This is a genomic window from Edaphobacter modestus (genome assembly GCF_004217555.1).
Taxonomy (GTDB): domain Bacteria; phylum Acidobacteriota; class Terriglobia; order Terriglobales; family Acidobacteriaceae; genus Edaphobacter; species Edaphobacter modestus.
Genome location: NZ_SHKW01000001.1, coordinates 2,165,183 through 2,181,981, shown reverse-complemented (window position 1 = coordinate 2,181,981; position 16,799 = coordinate 2,165,183). Strand labels below are relative to the sequence as shown.

The 16,799-nt window shown below is 57.7% G+C and carries 16 protein-coding genes and 1 tRNA gene; 7 read left to right on the top strand and 10 right to left on the bottom strand.

Features of this window, described 5'->3' with window-relative positions:
* Window positions 1-61: 61 nt before the first annotated feature.
* From BDD14_RS09060 to BDD14_RS09040, 5 genes are all read right to left on the bottom strand, one after another.
* Complete coding sequence (locus BDD14_RS09060) at window positions 62-1,186, bottom strand: carboxypeptidase-like regulatory domain-containing protein (RefSeq protein WP_130418521.1); 1,125 nt, start codon at window positions 1,184-1,186, stop codon at window positions 62-64.
* Between the two features lie 127 nt (window positions 1,187-1,313).
* On the bottom strand, window positions 1,314-2,618 hold the full coding sequence (locus BDD14_RS09055) for a peroxiredoxin family protein (RefSeq protein WP_130418520.1): 1,305 nt from the start codon (window positions 2,616-2,618) through the stop codon (window positions 1,314-1,316).
* A gap of 207 nt (window positions 2,619-2,825) precedes the next feature.
* Window positions 2,826-3,533 carry a DUF3106 domain-containing protein gene (locus tag BDD14_RS09050; protein ID WP_165420001.1) on the bottom strand — a complete coding sequence of 236 codons (708 nt, stop codon included), beginning with the start codon at window positions 3,531-3,533 and terminating at the stop codon, window positions 2,826-2,828.
* Between the two features lie 16 nt (window positions 3,534-3,549).
* Window positions 3,550-4,056, bottom strand: a complete 507-nt coding sequence (locus BDD14_RS09045; protein WP_130418518.1) for a hypothetical protein — start codon at window positions 4,054-4,056, stop codon at window positions 3,550-3,552.
* A 70-nt stretch (window positions 4,057-4,126) separates the two neighbouring features.
* Window positions 4,127-4,777: an RNA polymerase sigma factor gene (locus BDD14_RS09040; protein WP_242617836.1), complete on the bottom strand. Its 651-nt coding sequence runs from the start codon at window positions 4,775-4,777 to the stop codon at window positions 4,127-4,129.
* Between the two features lie 300 nt (window positions 4,778-5,077).
* Between BDD14_RS09040 and BDD14_RS09035 the strand changes: the two genes are divergently transcribed.
* A tRNA-Val gene (locus tag BDD14_RS09035) sits at window positions 5,078-5,152 on the top strand.
* Window positions 5,153-5,157: 5 nt separating this feature from the next.
* Here the strand turns inward: BDD14_RS09035 and BDD14_RS09030 are convergent.
* On the bottom strand, window positions 5,158-6,378 hold the full coding sequence (locus tag BDD14_RS09030; protein WP_130418516.1) for a tyrosine-type recombinase/integrase: 1,221 nt from the start codon (window positions 6,376-6,378) through the stop codon (window positions 5,158-5,160).
* Window positions 6,379-6,686: 308 nt separating this feature from the next.
* Window positions 6,687-6,926 carry a helix-turn-helix transcriptional regulator gene (locus BDD14_RS09025; protein WP_130418515.1) on the bottom strand — a complete coding sequence of 80 codons (240 nt, stop codon included), beginning with the start codon at window positions 6,924-6,926 and terminating at the stop codon, window positions 6,687-6,689.
* Window positions 6,927-7,246: 320 nt separating this feature from the next.
* Here BDD14_RS09025 and BDD14_RS09020 point away from each other — a divergent pair, with 320 nt between their 5' ends.
* Together BDD14_RS09020 and BDD14_RS09015 are read left to right on the top strand one after the other, a co-directional pair.
* A complete protein-coding gene (locus BDD14_RS09020; protein WP_130418514.1) occupies window positions 7,247-8,209 on the top strand; it encodes a LysR family transcriptional regulator in 963 nt (320 codons plus the stop codon).
* A 249-nt stretch (window positions 8,210-8,458) separates the two neighbouring features.
* Entirely contained in the window at window positions 8,459-8,992 is a 534-nt protein-coding gene (locus BDD14_RS09015; protein WP_130418513.1) for a DinB/UmuC family translesion DNA polymerase, read from the top strand.
* Between the two features lie 9 nt (window positions 8,993-9,001).
* Here BDD14_RS09015 and BDD14_RS09010 read toward each other — a convergent pair whose 3' ends face one another.
* The 3 genes from BDD14_RS09010 to BDD14_RS09000 form a co-directional block, all read right to left on the bottom strand.
* Window positions 9,002-9,301 (bottom strand): NUDIX hydrolase, encoded by a 300-nt coding sequence (locus BDD14_RS09010; protein WP_130418512.1) that lies wholly within the window; start codon window positions 9,299-9,301, stop codon window positions 9,002-9,004.
* A gap of 470 nt (window positions 9,302-9,771) precedes the next feature.
* Window positions 9,772-10,803 (bottom strand): proline iminopeptidase-family hydrolase, encoded by a 1,032-nt coding sequence (locus BDD14_RS09005; RefSeq protein ID WP_130418511.1) that lies wholly within the window; start codon window positions 10,801-10,803, stop codon window positions 9,772-9,774.
* 227 nt (window positions 10,804-11,030) lie between these two features.
* Complete coding sequence (locus BDD14_RS09000) at window positions 11,031-11,975, bottom strand: bifunctional helix-turn-helix transcriptional regulator/GNAT family N-acetyltransferase (RefSeq protein ID WP_130418510.1); 945 nt, start codon at window positions 11,973-11,975, stop codon at window positions 11,031-11,033.
* 870 nt (window positions 11,976-12,845) lie between these two features.
* On the opposite strand from BDD14_RS09000, the gene BDD14_RS08990 reads away from it, so the two are divergent.
* Genes BDD14_RS08990 through BDD14_RS08975 form a run of 4 tightly spaced genes read left to right on the top strand, consistent with a single transcriptional unit; the run spans window position 12,846 to window position 16,794 of the window.
* Window positions 12,846-13,181, top strand: coding sequence for a TrbC/VirB2 family protein (locus tag BDD14_RS08990; protein ID WP_130418508.1), 336 nt, complete (start codon window positions 12,846-12,848; stop codon window positions 13,179-13,181).
* A 54-nt stretch (window positions 13,182-13,235) separates the two neighbouring features.
* Window positions 13,236-13,538, top strand: coding sequence for a VirB3 family type IV secretion system protein (locus BDD14_RS08985; RefSeq protein WP_130418507.1), 303 nt, complete (start codon window positions 13,236-13,238; stop codon window positions 13,536-13,538).
* Window positions 13,538-16,027 carry a VirB4 family type IV secretion system protein gene (locus BDD14_RS08980; RefSeq protein WP_130418506.1) on the top strand — a complete coding sequence of 830 codons (2,490 nt, stop codon included), beginning with the start codon at window positions 13,538-13,540 and terminating at the stop codon, window positions 16,025-16,027. The genes BDD14_RS08985 and BDD14_RS08980 overlap by 1 nt, the downstream gene beginning before the upstream one ends.
* An 11-nt stretch (window positions 16,028-16,038) precedes the next feature.
* Window positions 16,039-16,794 carry a TrbG/VirB9 family P-type conjugative transfer protein gene (locus tag BDD14_RS08975; protein ID WP_130418505.1) on the top strand — a complete coding sequence of 252 codons (756 nt, stop codon included), beginning with the start codon at window positions 16,039-16,041 and terminating at the stop codon, window positions 16,792-16,794.
* The last annotated feature ends 5 nt before the right edge of the window (window positions 16,795-16,799 follow it).

Below are 16,799 nucleotides of genomic sequence, written 5' to 3'. Positions count from 1 at the left end.
ACGTCTGAGCTCATCAGGGGCTATTGGCTCAATTGCTTGGGCCGGGCGAGGCTTGAAAAAATCATGGGTTTGTGGTGGCTGTGAGGTTCAGGGGGGCGGGATTGTGGCCAGAGATCGAGACCTCGGTGGTGATGTTCCGGTATAGGGGCTTGTGCATCCGCATCCGAATTCCGGTCTGGTCCTTCGTGATGCCGACGAATTCCTGCTCGCCAGCAAATTCAACGGAGACGACATAGCGATCGTCGGGCATACTCTCGAACGAAAATTCACCTTCTTTGCCTAAGGGTGAGGCGCGGGAAACATTCGTTTCGTTCGTGGGGTAGAGACGAACGATTCCTTGCGTAACTGGTTCACCGGCACTGTTGACGACTTTGCCGGAGATGGTGTGCAAGCCGGTAACGGGAATTTCTACGTCCACATCCTTGCGCGTCTCCTGGCGCCCGAGGTTGATCCGAAGGGCCTTGCTCGGTCGAACCGTGGATGGGGCAAACATCAGCAATCCGCCGGTGGCGCTTGTGCCTCGCGTTGTGGTGACCGTGCCGCCCTGGAGAGCGGTGAAGACGAGATAGGTGCCGGGCGGAAGAGACATGCAAACGTAGTGCCCGTCACTGTCGGTGTGGGCCGCGCCCCCGAAACGGGCGAAGTGTCCGTCGGGTGTCTGCTTTTCGAGATTGACGGCGACTTCGGCAGCGACGTTTTTGCCGATGTGGGCGATCCGTCCATCGGCGTAGCGAACGGTCCCCTCGATCGAGCCTCCGCGTTCGAGCTGAAGATCATGGACGATGATTTGGCCGGCCTGGACGTGGAGGTATTGGACGTCGGGATGACTGGGCTGGGGGTCGTCGGCGGGATCGTGGGAGATGTACCCGGGCAGCCAGGTGAGAACGGTGAAGTCTCCGGGTGGGATTTTATCGATTTGATAGGCGCCGGTGGAATCTACGGTGGCGTGGAATTGGCCGCGACTGATCTGGTCGAAGACGATGTACTCGCCTTCTTCAGGAATTGAGAGCTTCAAGGGGGGAGGGAGGATTGAGATGATCGTCCCGGTTGCCGGGCCGTTGGTGTCGGCTAACGTGACGTGGCCGCGAATGGAACCGGTACCGGTCGGCTGGATTTGGGATGCCGCGAAGGAAGCGGAAGAGACGAGGATGATCGTGAGCAGAAGAGAGCGGGTAGTCCAAAACATCGCGGGAGAGACCTCGCCTTTTTTGGAAGCGGCAACGATTCCAGTCTAGCGAAGACGAATGAGAGAGCAATGGAAGAGGGCCACGATATTACTGTGGCCCTGAGGATGTGTTGCTGGGAGGGAAGGGTTAGTTGAAGGCCTTCTGGATGGGTGCCGGCTCCGCGAGGAGCTTCTGGACGAGGCTGGTGACCTCGTGCTGGAGCGCCTGATGTGCGGGTGGGTTGGCGGGACCGGCGAATCCGGCGTGAACCTCACGAACGCGTCCGTCCCGGCCGAGGATGAAGGAGGTTGGCCAGCAGTTGAGATGGTCGGCCTGCGTGATCTTTTCGGTGAGCTGATCGGGCGTTCCGGCTACGAGCACGGGATAGGTAATGCCGTAACGCTGGATGAAGGCACGGAGCCGGGTGGGGTCCTGGAGTTGGTCTTCTTCTTCGAAGCTGAGGTTCACGACCTCGAGACCCTTGCTATGAAACTGCTTGTAAAGGCTTTCGAGGAAGGGCGCTTCATCATGGCAGTTGGGGCACCAGGAGCCGCCGATGGCAACGATCACGACCTTATCGCGGAACTCGGGGTCGGAACTAGAGACCTGTTTGCCGGCGAGATTGGGGAAGCTGAAGGTGAATGGCGCGGAGGGATCTTTGACGCGGGTCTGCTCGGTGGACTCGGTGGGCGCGGCAAGATTTTCTTTGCGGGCGTCGGCGGGACGGCGTGCGACGAGGTCGCGCGACTGGGCCTTCTGGGCGTCGGAGGCGAGGAGATTGGAGACAAGAAGAGTTCCATCCGGCTGGGGCACGATGGAGTAGAGAGCGGGACCTGAGGCGGTGAAGTGGCTGACGTTGTATTGATGTCCATCCCAGGCGCCGTAGAGGGAGCCGGTGTCACCGTCGATGCGCTGGATGACGGCGCGGATGGTGGAGTGGGCAGCGGCTTCGGAGGTGGTTTCGACGCGGAGCTGCCAGGCGGATTCGCCCTTGTTGCTGGAGACGGCGATCTCCCAGTCGCCATGGATGTCAGGACCGGAAGCGGGGGTGGCGGGGCTGGAGGCACGATGAAGCGCGATGGGAACTCGCGGCGAAGCGTGGGGACCGGTGACGGCGGAGCCGAAGGTTCCCGCGAGTTGGTCTCCGGCAAGAGAAGCTTCGAGGGTGCGCGCGAAGTAGTTGAAGTTAAGGAGAAGCTTGCCGTCCTGCAAGGTGGCCGAGGAGGCTGCGGCGCGTTCGGCGCCATTGACAAGAGTGGCGTGAAGATCGGCAGCGGAGCCGGTGATCTGGAGACGGAGGGGAACTTCGTGCCCGCGAACGGTAGCGGTTCCTTCCCACGTGCCGCTAACGGGAGAGGTGGGGGCAGCAAGGGAGAAGCTGGCGGAGGCGGACAGAAGGATGCCACCAAGCAGGAGGTGGGCAGCAGAGAACTTCCCAGCAAGGACTTTCATGGAAGGGCTCGATTCTTTTGGTTTTTAGATTGAGGGGATGCAGGAGGGTGCACTTCTAACGAAAGTGCGAAACGCGCCTCTGCGCTGGCCAGCTTAGGAGCGGCGACAGCGACAACAGAGGATGTAAGGCGCGTTCATCCTTAACAAGGGTAAGACGGCAGGGATCTTCAGTCAAGGATGTTTGCAGCGAAGGAACCGTCGGGAGGTCTATCTTTCCGGGGAGTCGTCAGCGTTTCGGTTAGGAAGGATGACATGATAAGGCTCGATGGAGAGAAGGCCGGAGAGCGCGCCGAACTCCTGATCGGAGAACTGACCGCGGTAGCGGTCTGAGTTCAGGAGAGCCTGACGCTGTGGCACGGGCACATCGCGAAGCTCGTGAAAGGCGCGCGCAACCTGATGACGCCGATCGCTGGGAAGGCTGCCAAACTCGTGCATGGCATCGCGAACCTGCTGACGTTGCGGGGGAGTGAGCCGGGCGATTGCCTCATTCCGCTCGAGCCAGCGACGGCGGCGGTCGGGATTCATATTGTTGAGCTGTGTGAGGCGATCGCGCATCCGCTGCTGGGTCTCGGCAGGGAGATCGCGAAAGCCGGGCTCATGCTCGAGGGCCTTCTGCTGCTGGTCCGGGGGGAGGTTACTGTGACGATCCATCCACTGGAGCAAATGCTCCTGGTTTTTGCCCGGATTGCCGGAGAATCCGGGATGGGGTGCGAGGTGAGGAGTTGTCCCTCTTTGCGCTCCCCCCGGTTGTTGCGGGAAGGCGGGCAGGCACAAGACAGCCAGCAGCGGCACCGTTAGCACTGGAGTGAAGGCACGGCGGGTTGTGACGAGCGAAATCATAAAACTGAGTTGGCCGCTGGCGAAGGATGTTGGTGTCGTTAAGAAGCTTACTGCCTCCGGGCTCCTTTCCGTCATGGATTGTAGCCCTCGGCTAGCTGGAGGGAAGGGCGGCTGCGTCGTCGGCTGCGCCTTCATCCTGGAAAAGCTGGTCCATCGTCTGGAGTGCCTGATCGTTCTTATCGAGGACCTGAAGATCGGTTACCGTGGGTGAGGTCTCCGCCTCTCCGAGGTCAACCCTGGCGAGGTCGGCGAAGATACCGCCACCGATGAGCAAGGCAAGAGCCAGCATGCCGCCGGCGAGCGCAGGACGAAATTGATGGCCGGTATTGAAGAGGAGACGCGAACGCAGACGCTCGAACCATCCGGCAGGAGCTTTGGTCTGCTCTTCACGGAGGAGGACGGCGAGCTTCTGATCGAAGTAGGGAGAAGGATCGGGTGCCTTCCATGTGTCCAGAAGCGAGATGGTCGCCTGAAGGGATTCAAGCTCCTGGCGGCAGTCGGCGCAGGAATCGACATGCGCGCGCGCAACGGTGTTGGAGGACGCGGATGGATCGAGCAGGAGATCCGGAAGTGCGGATTGGCAGTCGTGGCAGTTCATGAGACTCTCTCTCCAATTTCTCTTACCCTTCTCGTGCGACAAGCGGCGGCCCAGAAGGGTCCCCAAAGAACTAAATAAAACCTTTGAGCTTTCCGCGCAACGTCTGGTAGGCACGGAAGAGCAATGATTTGGTGGCGGATTCGCTCAGCTTGAGCACCTCGCCAATCTGTTTGTAGTCCATTCCTTCGTATTTGTGCATGAGCACAGCCATGCGCTGACGGTCTGGCAGGGCAAGAACGTGTTCTCGAATGGCCGCCATGCGTTCCTGCCGGACCAGATTGCTTTCGACCCCGGGGGTGGAATCGGCGAGGTCCGGCGTGGTTCCGGTTTCGGAGTCCACCTCGTCGAGATAGACGGTGGAGGCGGCACGTTCGTGCCGGGTATCGCGTGCATGGTTGACGCCGAGGTTGGTGGCGATCCGGTAGAGCCAGGTACTGAAGCGGGCCTCGGCACGATAGGTCTCGCGCGATCGGTAGACGCGAAGGAAGACCTCCTGGGCGAGCTCTTCAGCGATGGCCTGATTGTGAACCATGCGGTACATAAAATGCACGATGGGTCTGCGATATTTCTGAATGAGATAGTCAAAGCCGGCCATATTTCCGGCACGGAGCTCGAGCATGATGACAGCATCGTCCATCTCGGCGAAGTTCGATGAGGAACGATGCGGCTCGGCGGTCTCGAGATTCTTGAGGAGCGTCGGGTTGACAGCCAGCGTTGCCATGTTAGTGCTAACACTGCCTTCGTCGTCGGGTTGCGCTTCCAGCTGGTTTTGTGGCGGATCTTCGGTGGGTTTGGGGGTCGTTGACGCCGAAACGTTCCTTCTGGGGCCGGAATGGGGAGGGAGGGACATGCTCGACAGCTTGATAGTGATTGTATCGTTTTGGCGAAGGCGGAAGGTTGTGTCAGATCTGGCCGCCGCTGCCCCTGTTATGTGTCAGTTATTTAGCATTTAGCCGAGGCTTTTGGAGGAAGGGGCGGGATGTTATTCTTTTAGAGATATCCTCCCTGGTGGGAAGGATAAGGGCGCATAACTCAGCGGTAGAGTGCCACCTTCACACGGTGGAAGTCGTAGGTTCGAATCCTGCTGCGCCCACCATGTTTTCAATCAGTTACCAGCACTTCTTTGGAAGCGTTAGTAGCGTTTGGTAGCAAATCTTCTGAAGACGTTTTTTCTTCCCCTCCTTTCGTCAACATTTGATAGACCGATCCGACCATCGCCTGCACGCTCTCCGGCAGTGCCTGCATGTACTCGTGAGCCGTGGTGTCCGGTCTCGAATGCCGCAGGTGCGCTTGGATGTCCTTCACCGACCCCATATTCTGCGCCTGGGTGGCCATCGTCCGGCGCAGGATCTGGAAGTTCAGTTTGGGGATACCAAGCTCTTCCGCCAGAGGCTTCAGAACCCGGAACCGATAATTGTCGGTATCCATGAAGCCGCCGTCCGCGTTCGGGAAGATGAAGGCATCCGGCGAGGTCTTTTTTGATGAGGCCTTTTTGCACTCCAGCTTCCATAGCAGCAGTTCGTTCGCCAAGCCATCGGGGAGATGGACTTTGGTGAGGCTCCCCGGGGTCTTGCCGAACCGCCGGAGTTCCCTTCGGTAGACGGTCTCCGTCAACTCCAGGGTGTTGCAGTCGTCGAAGGAGCGCCAGCGAAGTGCGAACAACTCGCTCGGACGGAGCGCTTCGGTCATGTCCAACATGAGGAGAAGACGGTCTCTTCTCTCGGTGTTGGCCAGGACCAGCCACAGTTGTTCCCAGCTCAGAACCTGCTTGTCCTTCGGTCGAAGATTTTTAGGGATCTTCAACTTGCGGGTCGGGTCTTTGACCAGGAACTCCTGCTCGATGGCTTCGTCGAAGATCGATTTCAGATACGATCTCGCCTGCTTGACGCGGTCCTGCGAGTACCGCTCCGCCAGATAGTTCAGATGCGTCTGCAGCATGAACTTGTCGAACGAATCCAGCGGTTGGTCTCCGAACTTGTCAATTAGGTCGAACTCGATCTGGGCCATCTTCTCCTTTGCCGTTTGCGGACGCCAATCTCCCTTCCGAAGCGGGAAGTAGCGGTTGCGAACAAACCACTCGAAAGTCGTGGAACCGTCCTTTAAAACCCTACCTCCGAGGTTCTGACCATTCTGCTTGGTGACTTCCATCCGCAGCGCTTCGCGCGCCTCGGACTTGGTCATCTCTGACTTGAGTTTCAGGAGGATGCAAACGGGCTTCGCTTGCTCCTCCTCGGTTGTAGGATCAAGGACGCGTTTGCGAAAATACCCGTACCAGCGTTTTCCACGCAAAACGACCCATCCTGCCTGATGCGACTTACCCATTGATTTCTCAGTTTCTGTGCGGGAAACAGTGGGCCGCTCTTATTCTATCGGCGTCCGCGCCGCAGAGCAGAGAGGCGTTGCCACAGATCCACACTTAAGCCTGGTCGAACGCTACGAGGGAGACTCGCGAACAAGTTCCCCCATGGCCTTTCCGAACTACCGGCGCTTCCGGAGGAACGTTCCGGCGAAGTGAGCCTACTGGTGTTCTTGTTCGCGCGGGTGCTGGCAAGCGAAGCCCGACGCCAAGTGACAGTGCCATGCGAAACACGACGACCGAGCTGGTTGTCCTCGAAGGAGCGACGGTACCTTCAGCGCCGTTTCCGACGTAAAGACGAGAGGCGTTCCCGTTCGCTGATGAACTCTTCGACCTCGCTCAAGCGATAGCGAAGGACGCCGTCGCTCATGCGGATTACGGGCAGGTAGGGAGCCTTTCGTGATGAATGATCCCAGACCCAGTCCTTCGTGACGTTGAGCCGTTGCGCGACATCCTCAACGGTGAGCAGCGGTTCTCTGAGGGGCATTTGTTGGACGATTGCGTTGAGAGCCATCGGAGTCTCCAGAGCTGTGACGGTGGCTTCGCGACGACGATGCGAGGCTGCTTTCAGGCTCTGGCTGATTGCCTATTCCGTCCAATACTTCCTATTTATCGGGTGATAATTCACAGCTATCACCCCACCGAAATCGCGCACACAAAACGTGGCAACGGTCCCGCCAAATCATTCAAAGATCGTCGCTTCTGAAAATTTCTCTGTTGCTCAACTTGATTCCGCTCCGGTAAGATTTCCACAAGCAAGGGCGACCCCTATTTGCTGCGCCTTTCCTTGGTAATCGACGTTACGCCGAGACTTGGTTCTCCAGGAGCATGCGTATGTACGATTGGGCCGAATATCGTCACTTCAGGTATCTGCTTGAGATTCTGGATCTCAAGGGCTTTCGCGCTGCTGCCGAGCAGTTGCACACCACACAACCGAACTTGAGTGCTCACGCCAGGCAGTTTCGGGAAAACTCCGGACTTCATCTCTATCGAAGATCCAAGAGTGGGCGCATCAGCCTCACCCCGACTGGCGTTGCGTTCAAGCTAATTGCCAGGGGATTGCTCAGTGCGCGGGATGAGGCGATGGCCGCACTGCTTGCCGTCGAACAGGGTGAGGTTCGTACCCTGAGACTAGGGTGCTCGTCACAAGCCGATCCGATTCTCTTCAACGCATTCTTTGCCATGCACAGAGAGCTGCTTCCCGACTGCCCAATCCGTCCGGTGCACGCCGACACAGCGCAGCTTGTGGAAGAGATAGCCTCGGGTGATCTCGACGCCGCAATCGTCACCTTGCCAGTAGCCGACCTTAGTCTCCGTGTGGATGAGATTCGGCGAGATCGTCTTGTGGTCTGCCTCCGTGCCGACCATTCTCTCGCATCCAAGGCCGCGCTTCAGCCTGCCGACTTGCAGCAACACCCGACCGTTCTCTATCACCCGCAACGGAATGCCCAGGCACATTCGCGGCTGCTTGAACTGCTCGAAGAAGTTGGTGTGAAGATCGAAGAGTATTCGCGGGCATCCCACCCTACGGAGATGCAGGGACTCGTCAAGCAGGGATTCGGTTTTGCTCTCATCCGCGAAGGAACCGTGTTGGATGCCGAACTCACCACGCGGCCCGTTGCCGGCGTGGACTGGACGGTGGACACTGCCTTCATCTACAAGAAGCAGGGGCATCCCAAGACAGTTCCGATGCTCATCCGGCTCTTGAAGGGCCGGCTATCGCCGCAAACACCTAAAGGCAAGAAGCCTCCGCTCTCTGCCGGCAAAGGGCCAGAGCAGATGTCCTTGCTGGGGTGAGGGATCGATCTCTCAATGTCCTGCTCTATCGAGTACGCAACTTTGTCACGACTGATTAATTAATTGACCTCTGCTGGGGCTCGGCAGAGGTCGGTAAACTCGGACCCCTCCCTTTCTCAAAGCAATCAACCACGTAGGCCGGGCACCAGGAGTGCCGAGGGTGTTGGCGGGTGCTGGAGCAAAATAGAGAGATGCCCCCTATTGCAGAGGCTTCTGCGCGAGGCCGTTCGAAGGGTCACAGAGGCGCGCATGGCAAAGGCCGGCATCAGGACGGTGGGCGATATCTATGCGATGGATCTTGCCACACTGGAGTATCACTTCGGCAGCTACAGCCTGCGGCTTCACGAATTGGCTCGCGGCATCGATCACAACCCGGTGATATCGAATCGCGTGCGGAAGCAAGTCTCCGCCGAAGACACTTTCCCCGAAGACATCCCGCTCGTGGAGTGCGAGACACACATTCGACGGCTGGCGGAAAAGGTTTGGAATGCCTCTAAAGGTAACGCACGCCAAGCCAGGACGGTTGTGCTCAAGCTGAAGACCAAGGAATTCAGTTCACTCACGCGCAGTCTGACGCCGCGAACGCCCATCTCTATCTGTGAGGATCTGACGAACATCGCTCTCGCACTCCGGGAGCGGGTGGATTTGCCGCCAGAGCAACTCTTTCGCCTGGTTGGTGTGGGACTCAGTAATTTCCAGTTAGAAGAGGATGCGACAGACGGGGCGGCCACACTGAATTTACTTAGACCGGTCTCGGAGATGCTGCTCCAAGCGCAACAGTAAAGGCCGCTGTTATTCGCGGATAAAGATTGCAGCGTCCGTAGGCGAGAACCATGCACCGCGATCGACTTCAGGAATCACGATGCGTTTCTTGGACCGGGGTGGCCATTCCACCTCGCAGGTATTGCTGACGAGCTTGGCAGGATCGCAGTCTCCTTCGAACGCCCAGGCGAGGACCACCTTGCCACTCTTCTGACGCACGGAGCCAAGCTTGAGGAACGGCGCGCTGGCGGTGAAACCGGTCTCCTCCTGAAAGTCGTTGCACCGCTCAAGCGTCAACGGATGAGTAACGGGAAACGCGGCAGGATCCACGAATCTTTGAGTTTCCGAGCGGTGGTCAAAACAGACGTGGGCAAGGCTGTAGCAGCCAACACTGACGGGAGTAAGGTGCGGGTTGCCCGTCATCCGCCCAGAACACCAAAGCCATAATTGGTTCCCCCGCAGTGGTCGCTGAGCGCATTAGAGATTTATTGCTCGTCGAGAACGCGGGAATACTATTGCAAGATGCAGATCATCCTGAGGCATACTCCCACGCGCTTAGTATCGCCTGTTCATTCTCCGGCGTTCGCGGATCATGCCAGTCGTAGATCTTAGAATTCGGCGAGTGGTCTCTATCCTGCCGCGAAAGATCGCTGTTGTTTCTGGAAGATCACCAATATGGCCAAGGCGAAGCTCGGAAACATCAGGCGCGGTTGACGTTGCGTGAGGTGTGCCTGACAGGCAGCCTGACGTGGGCCAGCGGCTGGCGGCGGGAGAGGGGATTCTCCCGCCGCATGGTTGGGTTAGACGGTGCGGAGGAAGCCGAGCAGGTGGTGGAAGTAGACCTCCTGGTCGTCCCAGAAGCACATGTGGCTGCCGCTGGGGCAGATGGCGGAGGTGGCGTTGGGCATGAGAGTGGCCATCTTCTTCATGTCCTCGGGGTCCATCTCGTCGTAGCGGGCGCCAATGGTGAGGGCGCGAACCTTGATCTCGTGCAGGCGGTCCCAGCGCTCCCAGTCCTTGAGGTTGCCGGTGACGACAAACTCGCTCTTGCCCTGCATCTGGTTGTAGATCTTCTGGTTCATACGGTTGAGGGCGCGAGTAAGGGGCTCGGGCCAGGGTTGGGTGCGGCAGAGCATCTTGGGATAGAGATCCTCCATCATGATCTTGTCGTACGCGGGGTTGTCGTAGTCCTGCTTGGCTTCGAGGGCATTGAGTTGCGCGAGCTTGTCTGGAGAAAGCAGGCTTTCCTTGAGCGCGGCCGTGCGCTTGAGATAGGCCTGGGTGCCGGCGGTCATGTCCGAGATGACGAGGCCGCGAAGGTGCTGTTGGTACTTTAGCGCGTACTCCATGGCGAGGATGCCGCCCCAGGAGTGGCCGAAGAGGACGAAGTGGTCGAGACCGAGGCCGCGGCGCACCTCTTCCACCTCTTCGGTGTAGCGGGCGAGATTCCACAGTGAGGGATCGTCGGGGACGTCGGAGTTTCCTACGCCGAGCTGATCGTAGTAGTACATCTCGATGCCGGCCTGGGGAAGGAAGGACTCCATGGCTTCGAGGTAGTCGTGAGGAACGCCGGGGCCGCCGTGGAGCAGGAGCACCTTGACCTTGCCGCTGCCGATCCTCTTGGTCCAGACCTTGTATTTGCCGCCGACAACGGGCAGCATGCGGATGCCGGCGGTGCGGATGCCGGAAGGATTGAGCGGTCTGCCGGTGGGGGAGAGGGCTTCGGGGAGTTGCTCAGCAACGGGAGCGGGAGTTGGATCGAGCCCCCGGGCTGCACTGACGGAGAGAGCAGCGAGGGCGGCGGTGCTGGAAACAAAAGTACGACGGTTCATAAATAGATCCTATGGTGAGTGGTTGTGGAGCGGAGGTTACGGTGTCGTTGCCATCAGTTTTCCTCGGCGGGACAAGAACCTGAGAGAGCATGGGACCCTCTTTCACTGCAGATAATTCAGGATGAAACGCGCGTGAGCAGTCTCGATTCGATCGCAGAGCACGTTCACTGATGGAGGAGTGACGAGCGGAAGCGCAGCGAGCAGGGGGAGCTCGGCTCCTGAACCAGCTAAAGCTCCAATTCCCAGGTCTGGTCGATCATGTCGGCCCCGAAGCGATGGGTGGCCTGCTCCTGCACAAGTTTGAATCCGGCCTGCTGGTAAATGTGCTGGGCGGCAGAAAGTAAATTTACGGTCCAAAGAATCACTCTCTTGTATCCTGCGGTTCGAGCAAAGCTGACACACTCCTGGACCAGCGCTTTTCCCAATCCTAAGCCACGTGCACTCGGCTCAACCAACAGCATGCGCAGCCGCGCTGTGGCGGCCTCGTCGCGATGCCTGACGAGAAAGACGCACCCCAGCCTCTCGCCATCACGTTCGGCGATCCAGCAGCGCTCGAGCCGGGGATCGTATTTCGTGATGAAATCCGCAGCCAGATTGGCCACAAGCGCCTCAAAGTGTTCGTCCCAGCCATGCTCTTTTGCATACAGCTCTGCATGCCGGCTGATCACCCAGCCCATATCACCGGGTCGGTTCTGGCGCAAAACATATGGCGATAGGGACCGCTCAGGCGCCATCGCATTCACGATGCCAGACATGGAATGGAGAAGAGAGCTGCGCTTACCTGGAGTAAGCTTTTCGAGAACCTGTTCAGCCTGCTGATTGGAACGCTCATTCAACTCATCGAAGAGCGCCTTCCCCTTCGAGGTCAGCTTGAGTTCCATCTGGCGAGCATCGCTTTCAGACACCGTCTTTCGAATCAGGGCTGCGTTCTCAAATTTGCGCAAGATGCGGCTTAGATAACCGGCATCAAGGCTCAACTCATCTGCGATCTCTCGCGCCAAGATCCCTTGATGCATCGCGAGTTCGTACAGCACGCGGGCTTCGGTCAGCGAGTATTCGCTATTGAGCAGCCCCTCAGGGAGGGTGCCGATCATATGGGTATAAAAGCGGTTGAAACTTCGGAAGCGATCTACATCGCTGTTCTGGGCCGGAGGGGGAATGACAGCAGGCATCACGTTGATCTCTCTGTCAATTACTATAGTTGACTCAGTCAACTTGTCAACCTCGGCGAGTACTACGCCACTCTCCAACCTTCTGCAATCCTCATTGCGCAACCACATTTGTCATCCGCTGCTACTCGCTCTCTGCCGCTTCGGGCCGGGCGTCGGCCCTGGAGGCGAATGGGGTGGAGCCGTGCTGCTCGTTGTTGAGAATGCTCGGCTGAGAAAGCGGGCGCTCTACGGCATGCTTTCCGGACAAGTTTTGGATCTGCCTGGATGGGAATCGGCAGAAGACCTTCGCGAGCGGAAGCAAAGCGAACCATCAATGCGGCGGTTGATGGGTTCTTGAACGGGTATGGAGGACTAACAAGAACTGAGTTCAGGCGAGCGCTCTCTTACAATTGCGTCGACAGCGACCCTCATGGTTTGAGGATGCGCTGTATCCATTGCGGCAGTTGATATCTCCCAGGCCACCGGGAATTGGTAGCGTTCCGTTCTCAGTTGGTGAGAACAGGCGTGGGTGTTGAAAAAGTCAGATTTGGGACGAAGTCAAAGCGACGTCGCGTTAGGATGCCCTAAGCGATTGTAGGGAAGGGCTGACCATCTCCCCCACAATCGCCGTTCTCATGAATATCGAGTTTATTGACAGCTACAGGCCGAGTCACTCGGTGAGCTCTCAACAGACACCTTCTGGCGTTCTGGTTGGATTGTCGGCAACCAGGAAGTTGGACTTCGTCAAGCAAACCGTACTCGAATCTGAGAATGATCTTAGAGGTGATACATGGCAGCTATCACCCGATAAATAGGAAGTATTGGACGGGATGATGGACCGCGCCTAACGTCGGCCTATCGCGACTGCAATCCGGGTCGCTGGAGGTGCTGATGTCCCGCAGCATACGAATCATCCTTCCCCAGAAGACAGCCGAGGCATTTCGGAGGTGGATGCGTCTGTCCATCCCTCTCGCCGCCGTATGTCTCTTCCTTCCCCTCGCAGCCTATGCGCAGTCTGGGAGCCCGTTCGATAGCGGCTTCACGAACCTGCAAACCCTGTTCACCGGAACCGTCGCCAAGGTTGCATCGCTGATCGCCATAGTGATCGGTGGCTACGGCTTCGCGCATGGCGAACCCGGAGCCAAGAAAGCCCTCGCCGGTGTTGCCGCCGGAACGGGGATCGCCGTTCTCGCCACCAACGTTCTGAGCTGGCTTTGGGGCGGCTAAACCACCGTCTCCACTCTCCTGCTTACATCACCAATCTCAACCTGCGAGGGGCTTATGTCCGAACAACAGAATCGGAAGCGTCGCACAAATCGCGTCTTCAAGAGCTTGCATAAGCCCCTCACCTATCTCGGTGTGGAACGGACACTGTTTTACTTCGTCTGCGTTGGCGCTGTGGGAGCGTTCAATCTGTTCAACAGCATACTGGCCGGGATTGGCGTCTTCATTTGCGGATTCGTGTTCGGTCATTGGGTGACGACTAGCGATCCCGCGTTCCTTCGCATCCTGGCAAAGTCCGAGAAATACAAGTTGCGGTACGACAGTGCAAAGCAAGTCGTCCCGCGTGTGGAGGTGGTGTGATGCTGCGACTGAATCGAGTCATCAAGCCATGGAAAGAGAGCGCTGCTCTCAACGACCACATCAACCTCTATGGGTTCTGGAATCAAACGACTTTCCTTACGAAGTCGGGCGACCTCGGAGTAGTCCTGCAGGTTCAAGGTGTGGACTACGAAAGCCTTGATGGAGCGGAGCAGGAGTACGCCGTGAAGCGGCTCGAAGCTGCGCTCAAAGCCTTCGGCTCTGGGTTCCATATCTATCAATACCTGTTCAAGTCGAACCGGCCAGAGATTCCATTCGACACCTACGACGATCCCGTCGTCGAGGCCGCTATCGACCAACGCCGCCGTTTCTTCGAGTCGAAGCGAGATGACCTCTATCAGGTCGAGATCTTTTATGTGGTGCTGCTGGAGGGTGCGAGATCGAAGCAAGGTATCGGGACGGCCCTTGCTCGTCTCTTCACCGATCCCGCTGGAGCCGTAGGCGAACTCCGCGCTCAGTTCACCAATAATGCCATGAAAACGCTCTTGCGGACGCAGATCGAAGCCGATCATGCTCGGCTTGACCAGCGCGTCCAGGCGTTCACTAGGCAGCTTGCGGACTTCGTTCAGATTACGGTTCTCGACCAGCAGGGGCAGTTCACGTTCCTGCGTCGTCTACTCAACTATGACGCTACGCGCATTGCGGGCAGACCGCAGAGCACTCAGTTCCTCGACTATCAGGTCGTCAACTCCAACATCGAAGCCGAACGCGATCATCTGCGTGTGGGCGACCACTTCGTTCGCGTGATGACAATGAAGGAGGCCATCACGGAGACACGGCCATTGGTGCTGGATTCGTTGCTCAAGATTGCGGGCAACTTTATGGTCTGCACCGAGTGGACACCGATGACGGTTGCCAAGGCGCGCAAGGAAGTTACTAAGCGCCGCCGCCACTTCAATATGTCGAAGACGGGCTTTGTGTCGCAGATGGGGAATGACGTGGCGAAGGCTAACCCCCGTGATGTCATGGTAGATGAATCGAAGCAGGCGGATATAGAGAATCTGGGCGACTGCCTCCGAGCTCTCGGAGATGGCCAATCGTTGGGTGACTTCTCTCTTTCCATCGTTGTGTATGGAGGTTCCAAGGCACAGCTCGATCAGCTCATCGGCGAGTTCACCAGTGTCTTTACTAACGCAGACGGCAACCTCTACGCCGAGACCTACAACCAGCTCAATGCGTACTTCGCCACTGTTCCCGGCAACTACGCGCTCAATCTCCGCAAACTGTACCTGCTCAATAGCAACTATGCCGACCTGAGCTTCCTGTTTACGATCCTGCCGGGGGAGAAGACGAACGCGCATCTCGGCACGGAGTATCTTGCAGTCCTTGAGACGGACAACAGTACGCCGTACTTCTTCAACCTGCATAACGGTGAAGTTGCTCACACGCTCATCCTAGGAATGACCGGCTCGGGCAAATCGTACCTGGCTAATTTCGTGTTGCAAAACGGCCAGAAGTACGCGCCATTGACGTTCATCTTCGACATCGGTGGCAGCTTCCAATCGCTGACGACGATCTTCGGTGGGTCGTATCTCAACGTCGGCCAGGACAGCAGGAACTTCACCATCAACCCATTCTCTCTGCTGCCCACGAAGGAGAATATGCAGTTTCTCTTCAGCTTCTTTCGCGTGCTGATCGAGGGCAACGACCAGCGTTACCGGCTGGACTTCAAGGAAGAGCGTAGACTGTGGGACGCGATCGAGCGGGTGTATGTTCTGGAGTCCGGTCAGCGAACCATATCGAATTTCGTGAACATCATCGGCGAGTTGAAAGAACGGCTGCATCGCTGGACCAAGGGCGGGCAGTATGGGTTTCTCTTCGACAATGTGGCCGACACACTTTCGTTCAGCCGCTTCCAGACCTTCAACTTCGCCGGCTGGGGTGATGCTCCCGATGTTCTGGAGCCGTTGCTGTTCTATGTCCTGCACCGGGCTAGCAATGAGATTGCCGACCCAAAGAAGCTCGCTACCTTCAAGATGTTCCTGCTTGATGAGGCATGGCTGTTCATTAAGAACGAAACCATCCGGAGCTACATCGTCCAGGGACAAAAAACTTGGCGCAAACATAATGCTGCGATGATCCTCGCCACGCAGTCCATCAAGGAGCTTGAAGAGTCGGGGATGCTCCAGATTGTTTCCGAAAGCTGCCCGACGAAAATCTTCCTTGCGAACCCTGAGATGGACCGCGATCTCTACCGGGAAGCATTCCATTTGAACGATACCGAGCTTGAGTTGATCGCGGGGCTTGTCCCTCCAGGACAGATGCTCATTCGTAAGGCGCAGTCCAGCAAAAAGGTTCAGTTGAACGTCGATTCCGTCTCGCACTGGACGGCGACGAACAACGCCCGCGACAACCTCAAGAAGCGTGAATACTTCGAGCAATTCGGTATCGCCGAAGGGCTCCGCAAACTCGCCGAAGACCATCCGTTCCGACCCCGCACTCTGGCCGTCTCATCTGCCACCAACCGATAAGGAGGTTCGTCATGCTTCGTATCTTTATCTCTGTCGTCCTTGCTCTATCGTCAGTTGCCGCCATCGCCCAGGATGTTTCAGCCCGCACTGTGCAGTATCACTCGCAGGACATCGTCCCGATTCACGCCAAGCTCAAGTACGCGACACTGATTCAGGTTCCGCCCACCGAGAAGATCATGGAGGCGGCGACCGGCGACAGGGACTTCTGGGTCGTCGACGTAGTCGGCAACTTCTGCTTCGTTCATCCGGCGAAGGCTGGTATCAGTTCCAACCTTAATCTAATCACCGACAAGGGCAACATCTATTCGTTCACCTTGCAGGACGTGTCCGGTACTGCGGAAGCGCCCGACTTGAAGGTGTTGATCCAGCCTGCTGATAAGTCTTCCATTGTCGCTTCGTCCGGCCCTGCACAGTATGTCCCCGCCGCTCAACTGGAACAGACGAAGCAGCAGGTCGAAGCCCTGCAGTCACACGTCACCCAGGCCGTGGATGAGTACAAGAGCGCCTATCCGATGCAATTGAAGTTCGACTATGCGTACAAGGCGAACGAGGCCCCGTTCGATATTCAGTCGATCTATCACGACGACAAGTTCACCTACATCAAGACGAATGCCCCGGAGAAGTTCTCGGTCTACGAGATGAAGGACGGTAAACCGAACCTCATCACCTACGATCTCCGCGACGGGACGTACATCATCCCGAAGGTGATGGATTCTGGGTACGTCGAACTGGGCAAGAAGCGCATGGACTTCACACGCAAGGGCTAATTCAG

Bases quoted from the DNA above. Each gene is read 5' to 3' on its own strand.
- BDD14_RS09045 (WP_130418518.1), bottom strand. From the start codon at position 4,056: ATGAACTGCCACGACTGCCAATCCGCACTTCCGGATCTCCTGCTCGAT.
- BDD14_RS08990 (WP_130418508.1), top strand. From the start codon at position 12,846: ATGTCCCGCAGCATACGAATCATCCTTCCCCAGAAGACAGCCGAGGCA.
- BDD14_RS09055 (WP_130418520.1), bottom strand. From the start codon at position 2,618: ATGAAAGTCCTTGCTGGGAAGTTCTCTGCTGCCCACCTCCTGCTTGGT.
- BDD14_RS09040 (WP_242617836.1), bottom strand. From the start codon at position 4,777: ATGGCAACGCTGGCTGTCAACCCGACGCTCCTCAAGAATCTCGAGACC.
- BDD14_RS09015 (WP_130418513.1), top strand. From the start codon at position 8,459: ATGGCAAAGGCCGGCATCAGGACGGTGGGCGATATCTATGCGATGGAT.
- BDD14_RS09060 (WP_130418521.1), bottom strand. From the start codon at position 1,186: ATGTTTTGGACTACCCGCTCTCTTCTGCTCACGATCATCCTCGTCTCT.
- BDD14_RS09030 (WP_130418516.1), bottom strand. From the start codon at position 6,378: ATGGGTAAGTCGCATCAGGCAGGATGGGTCGTTTTGCGTGGAAAACGC.
- BDD14_RS08980 (WP_130418506.1), top strand. From the start codon at position 13,538: ATGCTGCGACTGAATCGAGTCATCAAGCCATGGAAAGAGAGCGCTGCT.
- BDD14_RS09050 (WP_165420001.1), bottom strand. From the start codon at position 3,533: ATGACGGAAAGGAGCCCGGAGGCAGTAAGCTTCTTAACGACACCAACA.
- BDD14_RS08975 (WP_130418505.1), top strand. From the start codon at position 16,039: ATGCTTCGTATCTTTATCTCTGTCGTCCTTGCTCTATCGTCAGTTGCC.
- BDD14_RS09000 (WP_130418510.1), bottom strand. From the start codon at position 11,975: ATGCCTGCTGTCATTCCCCCTCCGGCCCAGAACAGCGATGTAGATCGC.
- BDD14_RS08985 (WP_130418507.1), top strand. From the start codon at position 13,236: ATGTCCGAACAACAGAATCGGAAGCGTCGCACAAATCGCGTCTTCAAG.
- BDD14_RS09005 (WP_130418511.1), bottom strand. From the start codon at position 10,803: ATGAACCGTCGTACTTTTGTTTCCAGCACCGCCGCCCTCGCTGCTCTC.
- BDD14_RS09020 (WP_130418514.1), top strand. From the start codon at position 7,247: ATGTACGATTGGGCCGAATATCGTCACTTCAGGTATCTGCTTGAGATT.
- BDD14_RS09025 (WP_130418515.1), bottom strand. From the start codon at position 6,926: ATGGCTCTCAACGCAATCGTCCAACAAATGCCCCTCAGAGAACCGCTG.